Annotated in this window: 14 protein-coding genes; 10 read left to right on the top strand and 4 right to left on the bottom strand. The window is 60.9% G+C overall.

The annotated features are described in order from the left end of the window. The first annotated feature begins 42 nt into the window (after nucleotides 1-42). Complete coding sequence (gene mprF / locus ACF6ZU_RS18820) at nucleotides 43-2,685, top strand: bifunctional lysylphosphatidylglycerol flippase/synthetase MprF (protein ID WP_392885869.1); 2,643 nt, start codon at nucleotides 43-45, stop codon at nucleotides 2,683-2,685. Then, on the top strand, nucleotides 2,685-3,980 hold the full coding sequence (locus ACF6ZU_RS18815; RefSeq protein ID WP_392885867.1) for an AcvB/VirJ family lysyl-phosphatidylglycerol hydrolase: 1,296 nt from the start codon (nucleotides 2,685-2,687) through the stop codon (nucleotides 3,978-3,980). The genes mprF and ACF6ZU_RS18815 overlap by 1 nt, the downstream gene beginning before the upstream one ends. 406 nt (nucleotides 3,981-4,386) lie before the next feature. Here the strand turns inward: ACF6ZU_RS18815 and ACF6ZU_RS18810 are convergent, their stop codons facing one another. Continuing rightward, nucleotides 4,387-4,677 carry a type II toxin-antitoxin system Phd/YefM family antitoxin gene (locus tag ACF6ZU_RS18810; protein WP_392885865.1) on the bottom strand — a complete coding sequence of 97 codons (291 nt, stop codon included), beginning with the start codon at nucleotides 4,675-4,677 and terminating at the stop codon, nucleotides 4,387-4,389. 429 nt (nucleotides 4,678-5,106) lie between these two features. On the opposite strand from ACF6ZU_RS18810, the gene ACF6ZU_RS18805 reads away from it, so the two are divergent. Next, entirely contained in the window at nucleotides 5,107-5,412 is a 306-nt protein-coding gene (locus ACF6ZU_RS18805; RefSeq protein WP_392885864.1) for a DUF3077 domain-containing protein, read from the top strand. 194 nt (nucleotides 5,413-5,606) lie between these two features. Here the strand turns inward: ACF6ZU_RS18805 and ACF6ZU_RS18800 are convergent, their stop codons facing one another. Further along, on the bottom strand, nucleotides 5,607-7,508 hold the full coding sequence (locus tag ACF6ZU_RS18800; RefSeq protein ID WP_392885862.1) for a potassium transporter Kup: 1,902 nt from the start codon (nucleotides 7,506-7,508) through the stop codon (nucleotides 5,607-5,609). Nucleotides 7,509-7,797: 289 nt separating this feature from the next. Here ACF6ZU_RS18800 and rimO point away from each other — a divergent pair, with 289 nt between their 5' ends. The 6 genes from rimO to tsaA all read left to right on the top strand — a co-directional run bounded on the left by rimO (nucleotide 7,798) and on the right by tsaA (nucleotide 13,032). Beyond that, a complete protein-coding gene (rimO, locus tag ACF6ZU_RS18795; protein ID WP_392885860.1) occupies nucleotides 7,798-9,135 on the top strand; it encodes a 30S ribosomal protein S12 methylthiotransferase RimO in 1,338 nt (445 codons plus the stop codon). 113 nt (nucleotides 9,136-9,248) lie between these two features. Continuing rightward, nucleotides 9,249-9,722, top strand: coding sequence for a GNAT family N-acetyltransferase (locus tag ACF6ZU_RS18790; protein ID WP_392885858.1), 474 nt, complete (start codon nucleotides 9,249-9,251; stop codon nucleotides 9,720-9,722). A gap of 197 nt (nucleotides 9,723-9,919) precedes the next feature. After that, nucleotides 9,920-10,630, top strand: a complete 711-nt coding sequence (locus ACF6ZU_RS18785) for an rRNA pseudouridine synthase (protein WP_392885856.1) — start codon at nucleotides 9,920-9,922, stop codon at nucleotides 10,628-10,630. A gap of 75 nt (nucleotides 10,631-10,705) precedes the next feature. Continuing rightward, nucleotides 10,706-11,176: a DUF1456 family protein gene (locus tag ACF6ZU_RS18780; RefSeq protein WP_017336769.1), complete on the top strand. Its 471-nt coding sequence runs from the start codon at nucleotides 10,706-10,708 to the stop codon at nucleotides 11,174-11,176. A 211-nt stretch (nucleotides 11,177-11,387) separates the two neighbouring features. Beyond that, nucleotides 11,388-12,158 carry an SDR family oxidoreductase gene (locus ACF6ZU_RS18775; RefSeq protein ID WP_392885854.1) on the top strand — a complete coding sequence of 257 codons (771 nt, stop codon included), beginning with the start codon at nucleotides 11,388-11,390 and terminating at the stop codon, nucleotides 12,156-12,158. A gap of 175 nt (nucleotides 12,159-12,333) precedes the next feature. Further along, nucleotides 12,334-13,032 (top strand): tRNA (N6-threonylcarbamoyladenosine(37)-N6)-methyltransferase TrmO, encoded by a 699-nt coding sequence (tsaA, locus tag ACF6ZU_RS18770; protein WP_392885852.1) that lies wholly within the window; start codon nucleotides 12,334-12,336, stop codon nucleotides 13,030-13,032. A 183-nt stretch (nucleotides 13,033-13,215) separates the two neighbouring features. On the opposite strand, the gene fpr is transcribed toward tsaA, so the two are convergent. Next, complete coding sequence (gene fpr / locus ACF6ZU_RS18765) at nucleotides 13,216-13,995, bottom strand: ferredoxin-NADP reductase (protein ID WP_003443014.1); 780 nt, start codon at nucleotides 13,993-13,995, stop codon at nucleotides 13,216-13,218. A gap of 122 nt (nucleotides 13,996-14,117) precedes the next feature. Between fpr and ACF6ZU_RS18760 the strand changes: the two genes are divergently transcribed. Continuing rightward, nucleotides 14,118-15,044 (top strand): LysR family transcriptional regulator, encoded by a 927-nt coding sequence (locus ACF6ZU_RS18760; protein ID WP_392885850.1) that lies wholly within the window; start codon nucleotides 14,118-14,120, stop codon nucleotides 15,042-15,044. On the opposite strand, the gene ACF6ZU_RS18755 is transcribed toward ACF6ZU_RS18760, so the two are convergent. Beyond that, complete coding sequence (locus ACF6ZU_RS18755; protein ID WP_008030027.1) at nucleotides 15,041-15,403, bottom strand: diacylglycerol kinase; 363 nt, start codon at nucleotides 15,401-15,403, stop codon at nucleotides 15,041-15,043. The genes ACF6ZU_RS18760 and ACF6ZU_RS18755 overlap by 4 nt on opposite strands. Nucleotides 15,404-15,413: the final 10 nt, after the last annotated feature.

Below are 15,413 nucleotides of genomic sequence, written 5' to 3'. Positions count from 1 at the left end.
TGGATACCTCCATCCTGTCGCGCACAATCCAAGAGGTGATTGATGCGCGCCAACTCGTCTGATCCACAAGACACCGTCACAGCGACACAACCTATCAAGGCCGAGCGTTTGCGCCTGCTTGATCTGGTCAGCAAGTACCGCCAGCCCATCGGCCTGGCGGTCACCCTGCTGTTGTTCGCCATCGCGCTGATTGCCTGTCGCCACCTGCTCAGCGAACTCGACCTGTACGCTCTGCATGACTCGATTCTTGAAGTCCCGAAACCGGCATTGCTGGGCGCACTCGCGGCGACCGTCGCCGGCTTCATCATCCTGCTCGGCTACGAATGGTCGGCCAGCCGCTATGCCGGGGTGAACCTGGCACCGCGAATCCTCGCCCTGGGTGGCTTTACCGCTTTCGCCATCGGCAATGCCATTGGCCTGTCGATGCTCTCGGGTGGCTCGGTTCGTTACCGTCTATATGCACGTCATGGGCTGGGGGCTGCGGAAGTCGCGCGCATGACGCTGTTCGCCAGCCTGTCGCTCGGTACCGCCCTGCCCCCGCTCGCCGCCCTCGCAACGCTGAGCAGTCTGCCAGCCGCCTCGGCCGCCCTGGGTCTTTCCGAAACGTTGCTGGGTGCAATTGCCGCTGCGGTTCTGTTGCTGTTCAGCATTCTGGCCATCGGCATCTATCGCCGCCGCCTGCCGGAACAACCGTATCCGGACAGCCTGCTGGTCAAGGCCGGTCGCCGCACCTTGCGCCTGCCCGGCCGTCGCCTGACGTTCCTGCAACTGATCATTACCGCGCTCGACGTGGCTGCGGCCGCCACCGTGCTTTATTTGCTGCTGCCGGAAGCACCGCCCTTCGGCGCCTTCCTGCTGGTGTACCTGCTGGCCCTGGCCGCGGGCGTGCTCAGCCATGTTCCCGGTGGCGTCGGCGTGTTCGAGGCGATTCTGCTGGCCGCCTTCGCTGACAAACTCGGCGCCGCGCCACTGGCGGCTGCGCTGTTGCTGTATCGCCTGATCTACGTGGTGCTGCCGCTGCTGGTGGCCTGTGTGTTGCTGCTGATCAACGAAGGCCAGCGCCTGTTCCAGACACGTCAGTCGCTGCGCGCCGCGTCCGGTCTGGCGGCGCCGATTCTGGCGGTGCTGGTGTTTCTGTCCGGCGTGGTCCTGCTGTTTTCCGGCGTGACCCCGGAAATCGACACGCGCCTGGAGCACATCGGCTTCCTGATTCCCCATCGACTGGTCGATGCCTCGCACTTCGGCGCCAGCCTGGTCGGCGTGCTGTGTTTGCTGCTGGCCCAGGGCCTGCGTCGGCGCCTGTCCGCCGCGTGGATGCTGACCACCATTCTGTTGCTGGTCGGCGCCGTGCTCTCGCTGCTCAAGGGTTTCGACTGGGAAGAAGCCTGCCTGATGACCCTCACCGCGAGCCTGCTCGGGGTATTCCGGCGTTCGTTCTATCGCCCGAGCCGCCTGACTGAGTTGCCGTTCTCGCCGCTGTACCTGGTGGCGAGCCTGTGCGTTCTCGGTGCGTCGATCTGGCTGCTGCTGTTTGCTTATCAAGACGTTCCCTACAGCCATCAACTGTGGTGGCAGTTCACCCTCGACGCCGACGCCCCACGTGGCTTGCGCTCGCTGCTTGGCGCCGCGGTGCTGCTTGTGGTGGTGTCGCTGACCTGGTTGCTGCGCACGGCACGCCCGGTCATCCATCTGCCAACCCAGGAAGAACTGGACCGCGCGGTAAAGATCCTGATGGCCTCGGCGCAACCGGACGGTGGCCTCGCCCTGACCGGTGACAAGGCGCTGCTGTTTCACCCCAACGACGAAGCCTTCCTGATGTACGCCCGCCGTGGCCGCAGCCTGGTGGCGTTGTACGACCCGATCGGGCCGACCCAGCAACGGGCCGAGATGATCTGGCAGTTCCGCGACCTCTGCGACATTCACCACGCTCGTCCCGTGTTCTATCAGGTGCGCGCGGAGAACCTGCCGTACTACATGGACATCGGCCTGACCGCGATCAAGCTCGGCGAAGAAGCCCGGGTCGATCTGCAGCGCTTTGATCTCGAAGCCAAGGGCAAAGAGATGAAAGACCTGCGCTACACCTGGAACCGCGGCACCCGCGACGGCCTGTCGCTGGAGATCCACGAACCGGGCCATGCGCCGATGGATGAGCTCAAGGTGATTTCCGATGCCTGGCTGACCGGCAAGAACGTGCGCGAGAAAGGCTTCTCGCTCGGCCGTTTCGGCGATGATTACCTCAAGCATTTCCGCATCGCGGTGATCCGTTTCGAGGGGCGCCCGGTGGCGTTCGCCAATCTGCTCGAGACGTTCGGCCATGACCTGGCCAGCCTCGACCTGATGCGCGCGCACCCGGAGGCCCCGAAGCTGACCATGGAGTTCATGATGGTCGGCCTGATTCAACATTATAAAAATCATGGATACGCGCGCTTCAGCCTGGGCATGGTGCCGCTGTCGGGGTTGCAACCCCGTCGTGGCGCACCACTGACCCAGCGCCTGGGCTCGATGGTTTTCCGCCGTGGTGAGCAGCTCTACAACTTCCAAGGCTTGCGCCGCTTCAAAGACAAGTTCCAGCCTGACTGGGAACCCCGTTATATGGCCGTGCCCGCCGGACTTGATCCGCTGGTTGCCCTGGCCGACACTGCCGCCCTGATTGCGGGTGGCTTGACCGGATTGGTGAAACGCTGATGATTCAACGCTCCTTGCGCTACGTCCTGGGCACGCTGGTTGTGCTGGCCCTGATTCTCGGTGGCGGTTACTGGTACCTCAAACGCCCGGCGCCAGAACCGACCCTGCAACTGCTGACACCGGCCGACGGCGCCGCGATGACCCGTGTCATTCCCGGCACCACCCCACGCGCGCAAGTGCTGGTGGCGGTCACCGAAGAGCAGAAGCTCAGCGACAAACAATTGATGACCCTCAGCCGCACCGGCTCGGCGCAGATTGTCCAGGTGATCCTGCCCAAGGAGTGCCTGCTGCAAAGCCGCGCCCTGCAAGCAGGCCTGAGAGAACTCAAAGGCCCGGCGACCCTGGTCAGCGGCATCGGCCCTGGCGCCGTGCTGGCGTGGCGCTGGTTGTCCGAGCAGAAGGACGACAAGGCCCAGGCCATCTCGGTCGACCTGGCCCTGGAAAAACCCGGCTGCACCCACCTGTTCCCAAAAAGCGCCGCTCACGGCCACTGGCTGGTGGCGTGGAACGACAACCCGGACGACGCCAGCGCGGGCTTCGTGCGCGACCAGCCCAACGCCGAAACCAGCATCAGCGACTACGACATCAACCTGCCGCAAGTGCTGAACAACGAACTGCGCAAAATCCTCGTCGGTGGCGACAAAGCCGCCGGTGGCCTGCAGATCCCCGTGGTTGAAGTCCCGGCCGGCCAGGCCAAGGACACCGTCACCCTGTTCCTCTCCGGTGACGGCGGCTGGCGCGACCTCGACCGCGACGTCGCGGGCGAAATGGCCAAGATCGGCTACCCGGTCGTCGGCATCGACACCCTGCGTTACTACTGGCAGCACAAGAGCCCGGAGCAAAGCGCCCTCGACCTCGCCGAACTGATGCAGCACTACCGGCAGAAATGGGGCACCAAGCGCTTCATCCTAACCGGCTACTCGTTCGGCGCCGACGTCTTGCCAGCCATCTACAACCGCCTGGAAGCCTCGGAACAGCAACGCGTCGACGCAATCATCCTGCTGGCCTTCGCCCGCACCGGCAGCTTCGAAATCGAAGTCGAAGGCTGGCTCGGCAACGCCGGCAAAGAAGCCGCCACCGGCCCGGAAATGGCCAAGCTGCCGCCGGAGAAAGTGGTATGCATCTTCGGTGAAGAAGAAATCGACGAAAGCGGCTGCACCGACAAAACCGCCGTAGGCGAAGCCATCAAACTGCCCGGCGGCCACCACTTCGACGAGAACTACCCGAAACTGGCCCAACGCCTGGTGGACGTGATCGAGAAGCGGCAGGCGAAGGAGACGGCGGCTCAGGAATAACCTGACCCTGCCCACAAAAAAGCCCCCGCTGCCTTACGGTAGTGGGGGCTTTTTCATGGTGCTTCACGGATTACCGGAAAACACAAAACCTGTAGGAGCCAGCTTGCTGGCGATGGTCGTTAACGATGACACGTACGGACTGGTTCACCCCGGCGCACTTGAGTCCATCGTCGGAACGCCGCCCGCAAAAAAGCTGGCTCCTAGTCGATCGGTGTAAACGTTGAAATGAGGTGCTCTCCAGTCAAAGAAGGTCCCCAAAAAAATGTCTTGACGCTCTCCGATACTTGAAATCCCAAGTGTCCACATTCCATAAAACGTGGACACTTGTCTCAATGAGAATATCGAGTCGTCGATACCAATCAATATCTGTTGAATGCTCCCTAGAAACACGCCATACGCTGCTACTTCAGTCTTTCCCGGCGTACCGCGCCCGCATATCCACGTGGCTGATTGCGCTTGCCTCATCAAAACCGGTCAAGCGTTCCGGAGTGGCTACTTCAATCCGAAGGTTATCCAACTCGTCGAGCAATTCCCGATACGCATCAACGTTGATGATGACCGCTGCCGGTTGATCGCCTTTGACAATAACCAGACTCTCGGTGGCGCGACTGGAGATTTCAGCGAGCTTGGCACTGAAACCCTTGGCAATCGTGGTCGCTGGTACTCCCTCGTCAGCAAGTTCTGGTAACGCCGTCATATTTCGCTCTCGACACTTATCCAATTTTTCGCGCCCATGTTCTCGGCTCGTGGAATCACTTGCGGCGTTTAGTTTTTGTTTGTTTCAGACGGGGCGATATCGGATGACGTCCGAAGACCTTGTAGGCAAACTCCGAATCGCGTTTTTTGGGCAGTTTGATGCCTTGTTGCGCTTTTCTTTGGCGGGATAGTCTCGGGTCGTCGCTGAACATTCAGCGATCGGGCTTGGAAACCCGTCGAATACTAGTCGCAACAGCGTCCTATCAGGATTTCACAGTTTTTTTGTGATCATGATTTATGGCGGCTGTGCGTGGGACGCCCTCGGGCGTGCCGGTTCCTAGTTTCCCGGTTTTCCAACCTGCGCATAGCTGTCACCCATTCGCTTGGAAACGAATGTGACCGCTTCTCCGCTCAACTAGGATTTTCAATCATGACTAAAAAAGATTCGTTCGCGACTTCAGATCTAAAAACCATCGGCTTCACCCCCTTCATCTACTGCTCAAACCAGCCCTTGTTCCGTGTCGTTCGAGACGTACCCCTCGGTGACGCACTCGCCATGGCCTCTGACTTCCTGTTCCTCGCCAAGGAGCTGACCCGAGACGCTGCCTTCAATCGTGATACCGACCGGCATATCTGGGCCGCGCATTATTTGACGGCGATAAGCAAGGCGGTGGTGGATGATGCGATGAAGGTGTTGCAGGGGCCTCCTCCAGCAAGAGCCGAATCCCAAAAATAAATGGCCTGAGTTATCCCCGTACCTGTAGGAGCGAGCCTGCTCGCGAAATACCCGAGGGCGCCGCGGGGCATCTGATTTTACGCGTTAGCGTTCACGACCATCGCGAGCAAGCTCGCTCCTACAGGGGATTGCCGTTAGGCACAAAAAAGCCCCCGCTGCCTTCACGGCAACGGGGGCTTTTTGATGTCTCGGGGTTACATCTCGACCTGCGTCCCCAACTCGATCACCCGGTTCAGCGGCAGATTAAAGAACCGCAAATTGCCATTGGCGTTCTTCAACATGAACGCAAACAACGCCTCACGCCACCGCGCCATCCCTTCAAGCTTGGAGGCGATCACCGTCTCGCGACTGAGGAAGTAAGTGGTGCGCATCGGGCTGAAATCCAGGTCATCGAGGTGACACAGCTTCAGCGCTTGCGGCACATCCGGCTCGTCGACGAAGCCGAAGTGCAGGATCACCCGGAAGAACCCTTCACCGTGGGCTTCCACTTCGAAGCGCCGCGACGGTGGGACCCGCGGGATGTCTTCGTAGACGACGGTCAGCAGCACCACTTGCTCGTGCAACACCTGGTTATGCAGCAGGTTGTGCAACAACGCGTGAGGCACGGCGTCTGGCCGCGCGGTGAGGAACACGGCGGTGCCCTGGACGCGATGCGGCGGTTGCACGGCGATGCTGCTGATGAAGATCGGCAACGGCAGACCGCCCTCGTCCATGCGCTCCACCAGCAGCTGTTTGCCGCGTTTCCAAGTGGTCATCAGCACGAACAACGCGATACCGGCGATCACCGGAAAGGCCCCGCCCTGGACGATTTTCGGCACGTTGGCGGCGAAGTACACGCCGTCCACCAGAATGAACCCCATCAGCACCGGCACCGCCAGCACCGGCGGCCATTTCCATAGCAGCAGGATCACCGCCGACACCAGAATGCTGGTCATCAGCATGGTCCCGGTCACCGCCACGCCGTAGGCCGAAGCCAGGGCGCCGGACGATTCGAAACCCAGCACCAGCAGGACCACGCCGACCATCAGCGACCAGTTCACCGCGCCGATGTAGATCTGGCCCTGTTCGGCGCTGGAGGTGTGCTGGATGTGCATGCGCGGAATGTAGCCCAGCTGGATCGCCTGACGGGTCAGGGAAAACGCGCCGGAAATCACCGCTTGCGAGGCAATTACCGTGGCCAGCGTCGACAGGCCGACCAGGGGAATCAACGCCCAGCTCGGCGCCAACAGATAGAACGGGTTGCGCGCCGCTTCCGGGTCACCGAGCAGCAAGGCGCCCTGGCCGAAGTAGTTCAGCACCAGTGCCGGCAGCACCAGAATGAACCAGGCGCGGGCAATCGGCTTGCGGCCGAAGTGGCCCATGTCGGCGTACAGCGCTTCGGCGCCGGTCAATGCCAGCACCACCGCGCCGAGGATCGCCACGCCCATGCCCGGGTGAACGATGAAGAAGCGCACGCCCCAGACCGGGTTCATCGCTTGCAACACTTCCGGGTGCTGCAGGATGCCGTAGACGCCCAATGCGCCCAGGACCAGGAACCAGGTGACCATGATCGGCCCGAACAGGATGCCGATGCGCGCGGTGCCGTGGCTCTGGATCAAGAACAACGCCACCAGCACGATCAACGACAGCGGCACCACCCAATGGTCGATGCCATCGAACGCCAGCCCGAGGCCTTCAATCGCCGAAAGCACGGAAATAGCCGGGGTGATCATGCTGTCGCCGTAGAACAGCGCCGCGCCGATCAGCCCGCAGACCACCAGCAACGTGCGCAATTTCTTGCGCCCCGCCGCTGCCCGCCGCGCCAGTGCGGTCAACGCCATGATCCCGCCTTCGCCCTGGTTGTCGGCGCGCAGGACAAACATCATGTACTTGATCGAGACGACCCAGATCAGCGACCAGAAGATCAGCGCCAGGATGCCCAACACGCCGTCATGGTTGACCGGTACGCCGTAGCCACCGGAAAACACCTCTTTGAGGGTGTACAGCGGGCTCGTGCCGATATCGCCATAAACCACCCCGACCGCCGCGACCAGCATGCCGATCGGCTTCGCCGCCGAATGCTCGGCACCCGCAGCCTGACTACTTGCCTGACCCATCCACCACTCCTACTACCCAGACCGGGCTTCTTTTGAAGAAGCACTATGCTTTACCACGCAGCATGCGCTGTTTTACTTACTGTTACAGTCGTTTCGTTGACTGTAAAAAATTGGTAAAGCTCAACGGCGCGAAGCATAGCGCAGCACTCGTCGTATTTCCCTCCATAAAGCTGGTCATCTGCGCGTGTCGCCGCTAGAATTGCGCACTTTTTGATCAGAGGCACACCAAGTGCCCGATTAACGCCTTGCCCGTTTGCGGCTGGAGGCGTCACAAACACCGAGGTTAGACATGTCCACCACTCCTGCGTCGGCCAATCCAAAGGTTGGCTTCGTATCCCTGGGTTGCCCCAAAGCACTGGTCGACTCCGAGCGCATCCTTACCCAGCTGCGCATGGAAGGTTATGACGTTGTGTCCACCTACCAGGACGCTGATGTCGTGGTGGTCAACACCTGCGGCTTCATCGACTCGGCCAAGGCTGAGTCCCTGGAAGTGATCGGCGAAGCCATCAAGGAAAACGGCAAGGTCATCGTGACCGGCTGCATGGGTGTGGAAGAAGGCAACATCCGCAACGTGCACCCGAGCGTGCTGGCCGTGACCGGTCCGCAGCAGTACGAGCAAGTGGTCAACGCTGTGCACGATGTCGTGCCGCCGCGTCAGGATCACAACCCGCTGATCGACCTGGTGCCGCCGCAAGGCATCAAGCTGACCCCGCGCCACTACGCGTACCTGAAGATTTCCGAAGGCTGCAACCACAGCTGCAGCTTCTGCATCATCCCGTCGATGCGCGGCAAGCTGGTCAGCCGTCCGGTCGGTGACGTGCTCGACGAGGCCCAGCGCCTGGTCAAGGCTGGCGTCAAAGAGCTGCTGGTGATTTCGCAAGACACCAGCGCCTACGGCGTCGACGTGAAGTACCGCACCGGTTTCTGGAACGGCGCGCCGGTGAAAACCCGCATGACCGAACTCTGCGAAGCCCTGAGCACCCTGGGCGTCTGGGTTCGCCTGCACTACGTTTACCCGTACCCGCACGTCGACGAGCTGATCCCGCTGATGGCCGCCGGGAAAATCCTGCCGTACCTGGACATCCCGTTCCAGCACGCCAGCCCGAAAGTCCTCAAATCGATGAAACGCCCGGCGTTCGAAGACAAGACCCTGGCGCGGATCAAGAACTGGCGCGAGATCTGCCCGGACCTGATCATCCGTTCGACCTTCATCGTCGGCTTCCCCGGCGAAACCGAAGAAGACTTCCAGTACCTGCTGAACTGGCTGACCGAAGCCCAGCTCGACCGCGTCGGCTGCTTCCAGTACTCGCCGGTCGAAGGCGCACCGGCCAACGACCTTGACCTGGACATCGTTCCGGACGACGTCAAGCAAGACCGTTGGGACCGCTTCATGGCGCACCAGCAGGCCATCAGCTCGGCGCGCCTGCAAATGCGCATCGGCCGTGAAATCGAAGTGCTGGTCGATGAAGTCGACGAGCAAGGCGCCGTTGGCCGCTGCTTCTTCGACGCCCCGGAAATCGACGGTAACGTGTTCATCGACAACGGCAGCAACCTGAAGCCGGGCGACAAGGTCTGGTGCAAAGTGACCGACGCCGACGAATACGACCTGTGGGCTGAACAGATCTAAACGCAAAAAATACGAAAAGCCCCGCTCTCTTGACGAGATGCGGGGCTTTTTTACGTCTATCGTTTTGTGGGAGAAAGGACTCGCGCCATCCACTGCAAAAGGGGCAATCGGCCATGCGCCACCATTCGGTCATCCACACGCCGAAACAGAGCGACTATCAGGAACTGACCCGGGTCTGGGAAGACTCGGTGCGCGCCACCCACGACTTCCTGCCGGACAGCTACATCGAATTGCTGAAAAACCTGGTGCTGACCCGCTACCTCGACGCAGTGATGCTGATTTGCACCAAGGATTCGCGCCAGCGCATCACCGGGTTTGCCGGCGTGGCGGCGGGCAAGATCGAAATGCTCTTCATCGACCCGGCCCACCGTGGCCAGGGTCTGGGCAAGCAGTTGCTGCGCTATGCCATGGAACACCTGAACGCCGATGAACTGGACGTCAACGAGCAGAACCCGCAGGCGCTGGGGTTCTACTTCAAACAGGGCTTCGAAGTGATCGGCCGTACCGAGCATGACGGCATGGGGCAGCCTTATCCGTTGTTGCACATGCGGCTGCGCCAGACCCGACAACAGTCGAGCAATGGCTGACACACCACACACCTGTAGGAGTCGGCTTGCCGGCGATGGACGTAAACGATAACGCGTCCTTTCTGGATAAACGCGGTGTTCCGACCTCCATCGCCAGCAAGCTGGCTCCTACAAATAGCTGTACGGCGCAAATGGAGCCGGGATTAACCGGCGCCCAGCAGGTACAATGCCCACCCCTTTTTTGTTACGGCCCTGTCATGACTGACCCGATACGTCTCTCCAAACGCCTCATCGAACTCGTCGGCTGTTCCCGTCGGGAGGCTGAGCTGTTCATCGAGGGCGGCTGGGTCACCGTGGACGGCGAAGTCATCGACGAGCCGCAGTTCAAGGTCGACACCCAGAAAGTCGAGCTCGACCCGGAAGCCAAGGCCACCGCGCCAGAGCCGGTGACCATCCTGCTCAACGTGCCTGCAGGCATGGACGCTGAAACAGCCATGGCCACCCTCAGCGCGGAAACCCTGAGCGAAGAACACCGCTTCAGCAAACGCCCGCTCAAGGGCCATTTCCTGCGCCTGACCGCCAGCACCGACCTGCAGGCCAACGCCAGCGGCCTGCTGGTGTTCACCCAGGACTGGAAGATCCTGCGCAAACTCACCGCCGACTCCGCGAAGATCGAGCAGGAGTATGTGGTCGAGGTGGAAGGCGAGATGGTCGCTCACGGCCTCAACCGCCTGAACCACGGCCTTACCTACAAGGGCAAGGACCTGCCGCCAGTCAAAGCCAGCTGGCAGAACGAAAACCGCCTGCGCTTCGCGATGAAGAACCCACAACCGGGCGTGATCGCCCTGTTCTGCCAAGCCGTTGGCCTGAAGGTCGTCGCCATCCGTCGCATCCGCATCGGCGGCGTGTCCATCGGCAAAGTGCCGTTGGGGCAATGGCGCTACCTGTCCGGCAAAGAGAAGTTCTAAGACTTTTCACGCCGCCATACATTCCGGCGCCGCGGCTTATGCGGCGCCCACTGCCGACTATCGGGATTGCACACCATGATTCATAACGACGTACTGCGCAGCGTGCGCTACATGCTCGACATCAGCGACAAGAAAGTCATCGAGATCATCAAGCTCGGCGGCATGGACGTGTCCCTGGAAGATTTGTTGACCTACCTCGACAAGAAAGAAGAGGACGAGGAAGGCTTCGTCCGTTGCCCGGACGAAGTCATGGCGCATTTCCTCGACGGTCTGGTGATCTTCAAGCGCGGCAAGGACGAAAGCCGTCCACCGCAGCCGATCGAAGTGCCGGTGACCAACAACATCATCCTGAAGAAACTGCGTGTGGCCTTCGAATTGAAGGAAGACGACATGCACGCGATCCTCAAGGCGGCCGAGTTCCCGGTGTCCAAGCCTGAACTGAGCGCGCTGTTCCGCAAGTTCGGCCACACCAACTACCGTCCGTGCGGCGACCAGTTGCTGCGCAACTTCCTCAAGGGCCTGACCCTGCGCGTTCGCCCGCAGTAATCCCCCACGGTCGATGGGCCACCACCTTCATCTGTAGGAGCCGGCTTGCCGGCGATAGCGATCTTGAGGACGCCATCGCCGGCAAGCCGGCTCCTACAGGGGTGGCATCAGCCGAAGGCTCTATAGACCTTCATTCCGCGCAAAAATAGTGGCTCCGCTTTCAGCGGCTGACGGCTAGGGTGTAAAGACCCTCAGCTCTTCAGGATTCGCCATGCACCCGTACTTTTCCCTGCAAGGCCGCACCGCTCTGGTGACCGGCGGCACCCGTGGTATCGGCAAAATGATTGCCAAGGCCTATGTCGAGGCGGGCGCCACCGTGTACGTCTGCGCCCGCGATGCCGAGGCCTGCCAGCAAACGGCTGACGAGTTGAGTGCATTCGGTCGTTGCCGTGCGGTGGCCGCCAACCTGGCCACTGAAGAAGGTGTGCTGCAACTCGCCACTCGCTTGGGCGAGCAGATCACTCATCTGGACATCCTGGTGAACAACGCCGGCACCACTTGGGGCGCACCGCTGGAAAGCTACCCGGTGAAAGGCTGGGAAAAGGTCATGCAGCTGAACGTGACGTCGGTGTTCAACTGCATCCAGCAGTTCTTGCCATTGCTACGCAAGGCCGGGTCCGAAGCGAACCCGGCGCGGATCATCAACATCGGTTCGGTGGCAGGGATTTCGTCCTTCGGCGAGCAGGCCTATGCCTACGGGCCGAGCAAGGCGGCCCTGCATCAGCTGTCGCGGATTCTGGCGCGGGAACTGGTGAGCCAGCACATCAACGTCAACGTGATCGCGCCGGGGCGTTTTCCGAGCAAGATGACGCAGCACATCGGTAACGATGAGCAGGCGCTGGCGGAGGATACGGCGCTGATTCCGATGAAGCGCTGGGGCCGGGAGGAAGAGATGGCGGCACTGGCGATCAGCCTGGCGAGTACGGCCGGGGCGTATATGACCGGGAATATTATTCCTCTTGATGGTGGGTTCAGTCTTTAGATTAGCGGTGCGGCCATCGTCGGAACGCCGCCCGGAGCCGGCTCACTCCTACAGGGGAATGCATTCCAAAATGTAGGAGTGAGCCTGCTCGCGATGGCGGACTGACAGGCACCACCGAAGTAATGGTCGATCGGGTTATCATGCCCGCCCTCCATCCCGCTTCGACCCTAAACCAATGACCTACAGCGTATCCCCCATCGGCTTCGTGCGCTCCTGCTTCAAGGAGAAGTTCGCCATCCCGCGCCAGCCGCAACTGGCGCCCGCCGCCCGTGGCGTGCTGGAACTGGTGGCGCCATTCGATCAGGGCGATGCGGTGCAGGGTCTGGAGCAGGTCAGCCACGTCTGGCTGCTGTTCCTGTTCCATCAGGCCCTGGAAGAGAAACCACGCCTGAAAGTTCGCCCGCCACGCCTCGGCGGCAACAAGTCCATGGGCGTTTTCGCCACCCGCGCGACGCATCGGCCCAATGGCATCGGCCAATCCGTGGTGAAGCTGGACAAGGTCGAGGCCGGTCGCCTCTGGATCTCCGGCATCGACCTGCTGGATGGCACGCCGATTCTCGACATCAAGCCCTACGTGCCTTACGCCGACATCATCGACACGGCGTCCAACAGCATCGCCAGCGCTGCGCCGCAGTTGATTGCCGTGCAGTGGGCGGATTCGGCGCTGCAACAGGCCCATGGGCATGCTCAGCGGCTGGAAGAGCCGTTGGTTGAGCTGATCGAGCAATGCCTGGCGCAGGATCCACGGCCGGCGTACCAGACGCCTGCACCAGAACGGGAATATGGCGCGCAGTTCTGGGATGTGGATGTGCGGTGGCATTATCCGGCGCCGGATTCGATCTGCGTGCTTGAAGTCATTCCCGCGAAGGCTTAAACGCCAGAAACGAAGAAGCCCGCATGACCTTCTCAGGTCATGCGGGCTTTTCCATGCGCTACATATTCTCTGTAGGAGCCGGCTTGCCGGCGATGGACTGGATCTCACCGCGTTTATCCTGGGAGAAACGCGTCATCGTTGGCGACCATCGCCAGCAAGCTGGCTCCTACAAGTGACCTCTGGTCACTTTTCGACGAACGCACGCTCGATCAGGTAATCACCCGGCTCGCGCATCCGCGGCGAAACTTTCAGGCCAAAGCTGTTCAGCACTTCGCTGGTTTCGTCGAGCATGCTCGGGCTGCCGCACAGCATGGCGCGGTCGTCCTGCGGGTTGATCGGAGGCAGGCCGATGTCGCTGAACAGCTTGCCGCTGCGCATCAGGTCGGTCAGGCGGCCTTCGTTCTCGAACGGCTCGCGGGTCACGGTCGGGTAGTAGATCAACTTGTCACGCAGGGCTTCGCCGAAGAACTCGTTCTGCGGCAGGTGCTCGGTGATGAATTCGCGGTAGGCGACTTCGTTGACGTAACGTACGCCGTGGCACAGGATCACTTTTTCGAAACGCTCGTAGGTTTCCGGGTCCTGGATGACGCTCATGAACGGCGCCAGACCGGTACCGGTGCTGAGCAGGTACAAATGTTTGCCAGGCTTCAGGTCATCCAGTACCAGCGTGCCCGTAGGCTTCTTGCTGATGATGATCTCGTCGCCTTCCTTCAGATGCTGCAACTGGGAAGTCAGCGGGCCATCAGGCACCTTGATGCTGAAGAACTCGAGATGCTCTTCCCAGTTCGGGCTGGCAATCGAGTAAGCGCGCATAAGCGGGCGGCCATTGGGCTGTTGCAGGCCGATCATCACGAACTGACCGTTCTCGAAGCGCAGACCCGGATCGCGGGTGCACTTGAAGCTGAACAGAGTGTCGTTCCAGTGGTGAACACTGAGGACACGCTCGTGGTTCATGTTGCTCATGTACGTGGGACTCCTGGAGATTTTGCCTGCGCCTGTTATCTGCGCAATTGCATCGCATTCTAATGGCAGCGACAATATCTGTTAAATGGATTATTAAGATAAGGGTTATCGGTTATATAGATATGCGATTTACTCTCCGTCAACTTCAAGTATTCGTCGCCGTCGCCCAGCAGGAAAGCGTATCCCGTGCTGCGGGCCTGCTCAACCTCTCGCAATCGGCGGCGAGCACCTCGATCACCGAGCTGGAACGCCAGTCGAGCTGCCAGCTGTTCGACCGTGCCGGCAAACGGCTGAGCCTCAACGCCCTCGGCAAACAGTTATTGCCGCAAGCGGTGGCGCTGCTCGACCAGGCCAAGGAAATCGAAGACCTGCTCAATGGCAAGTCGGGGTTCGGCTCCCTGGCGGTCGGTGCGACCCTGACCATCGGCAACTACCTGGCCACCTTGCTGATCGGCAGCTTCATGCAGCGCCATCCCGAAAGCCAGGTGAAGCTGCACGTGCAGAACACTGCCAACATCGTGCAACAAGTTGCCCACTATGAAATTGACCTGGGTCTAATCGAAGGCGACTGCAGCCATCCGGACATCGAAGTGCAGAGTTGGGTCGAAGATGAACTGGTGGTGTTCTGCGCGCCGCAACACCCGCTGGCCATACGCGGTACCGCGAGCATGGAGGAGCTGAGTCACGAGGCGTGGATCCTGCGGGAACAGGGCTCCGGCACGCGCCTGACCTTTGACCAGGCCATGCGTCACCATCGCAGTGCGCTGAACATCCGCCTCGAACTGGAACACACCGAAGCGATCAAGCGCGCGGTGGAATCAGGATTGGGGATTGGCTGCATTTCCCGGCTGGCACTGCGCGACGCTTTCCGTCGCGGCAGCCTGGTGCCGGTGGAGACGCCGGATCTCGACCTGGCGCGGCAGTTCTATTTCATCTGGCACAAACAGAAATTTCAGACACCGGCGATGCGCGAATTCCTCGACCTGTGCCGCGCCTTCACCGCCGGGGTCCAGCGCAGCGACGAGATCGTGCTGCCCACCATCGCTTAAAGCAGGATCACCGCCCACACCAGCGCGATCATGGTCAACGCCACGAGTTGCGCGGCGCTGCCCATGTCCTTGGCGTTCTTGGACAGCGGGTGCAATTCAAGGGAAATGCGGTCGATGGCTGCTTCCACCGCCGAGTTGAGCAGTTCGACGATCAACGCCAACAGGCAGACGGCAATCAGCAGCGCCTGCTCGACGCGGCTGACGTTCAAAAAGAACGAAATCGGGATCAGGATGACATTGAGCAACACCAGTTGCCGGAAAGCCGCTTCGCCGGTGAAGGCTGCGCGAAGGCCGTCCAGCGAGTAACCGGAGGCGTTGAGGATGCGTTTCAGGCCGGTCTGGCCTTTGAAAGGGGACATAAAAGTGGCA

Source organism: Pseudomonas migulae (genome assembly GCF_043225285.1).
Taxonomy (GTDB): domain Bacteria; phylum Pseudomonadota; class Gammaproteobacteria; order Pseudomonadales; family Pseudomonadaceae; genus Aquipseudomonas; species Aquipseudomonas migulae_C.
Note: the sequence above shows the minus strand (reverse complement) of the source record. Positions and strands in the feature narration are given on the sequence as shown.

Excerpts from the sequence above, each read along its gene's own strand:
- mprF (WP_392885869.1), top strand. The coding sequence starts at position 43 with ATGCGCGCCAACTCGTCTGATCCACAAGACACCGTCACAGCGACACAA.
- ACF6ZU_RS18815 (WP_392885867.1), top strand. The coding sequence starts at position 2,685 with ATGATTCAACGCTCCTTGCGCTACGTCCTGGGCACGCTGGTTGTGCTG.
- ACF6ZU_RS18810 (WP_392885865.1), bottom strand. The coding sequence starts at position 4,677 with ATGACGGCGTTACCAGAACTTGCTGACGAGGGAGTACCAGCGACCACG.
- ACF6ZU_RS18805 (WP_392885864.1), top strand. The coding sequence starts at position 5,107 with ATGACTAAAAAAGATTCGTTCGCGACTTCAGATCTAAAAACCATCGGC.
- ACF6ZU_RS18800 (WP_392885862.1), bottom strand. The coding sequence starts at position 7,508 with ATGGGTCAGGCAAGTAGTCAGGCTGCGGGTGCCGAGCATTCGGCGGCG.
- rimO (WP_392885860.1), top strand. The coding sequence starts at position 7,798 with ATGTCCACCACTCCTGCGTCGGCCAATCCAAAGGTTGGCTTCGTATCC.
- ACF6ZU_RS18790 (WP_392885858.1), top strand. The coding sequence starts at position 9,249 with ATGCGCCACCATTCGGTCATCCACACGCCGAAACAGAGCGACTATCAG.
- ACF6ZU_RS18785 (WP_392885856.1), top strand. The coding sequence starts at position 9,920 with ATGACTGACCCGATACGTCTCTCCAAACGCCTCATCGAACTCGTCGGC.
- ACF6ZU_RS18780 (WP_017336769.1), top strand. The coding sequence starts at position 10,706 with ATGATTCATAACGACGTACTGCGCAGCGTGCGCTACATGCTCGACATC.
- ACF6ZU_RS18775 (WP_392885854.1), top strand. The coding sequence starts at position 11,388 with ATGCACCCGTACTTTTCCCTGCAAGGCCGCACCGCTCTGGTGACCGGC.
- tsaA (WP_392885852.1), top strand. The coding sequence starts at position 12,334 with ATGACCTACAGCGTATCCCCCATCGGCTTCGTGCGCTCCTGCTTCAAG.
- fpr (WP_003443014.1), bottom strand. The coding sequence starts at position 13,995 with ATGAGCAACATGAACCACGAGCGTGTCCTCAGTGTTCACCACTGGAAC.
- ACF6ZU_RS18760 (WP_392885850.1), top strand. The coding sequence starts at position 14,118 with ATGCGATTTACTCTCCGTCAACTTCAAGTATTCGTCGCCGTCGCCCAG.
- ACF6ZU_RS18755 (WP_008030027.1), bottom strand. The coding sequence starts at position 15,403 with ATGTCCCCTTTCAAAGGCCAGACCGGCCTGAAACGCATCCTCAACGCC.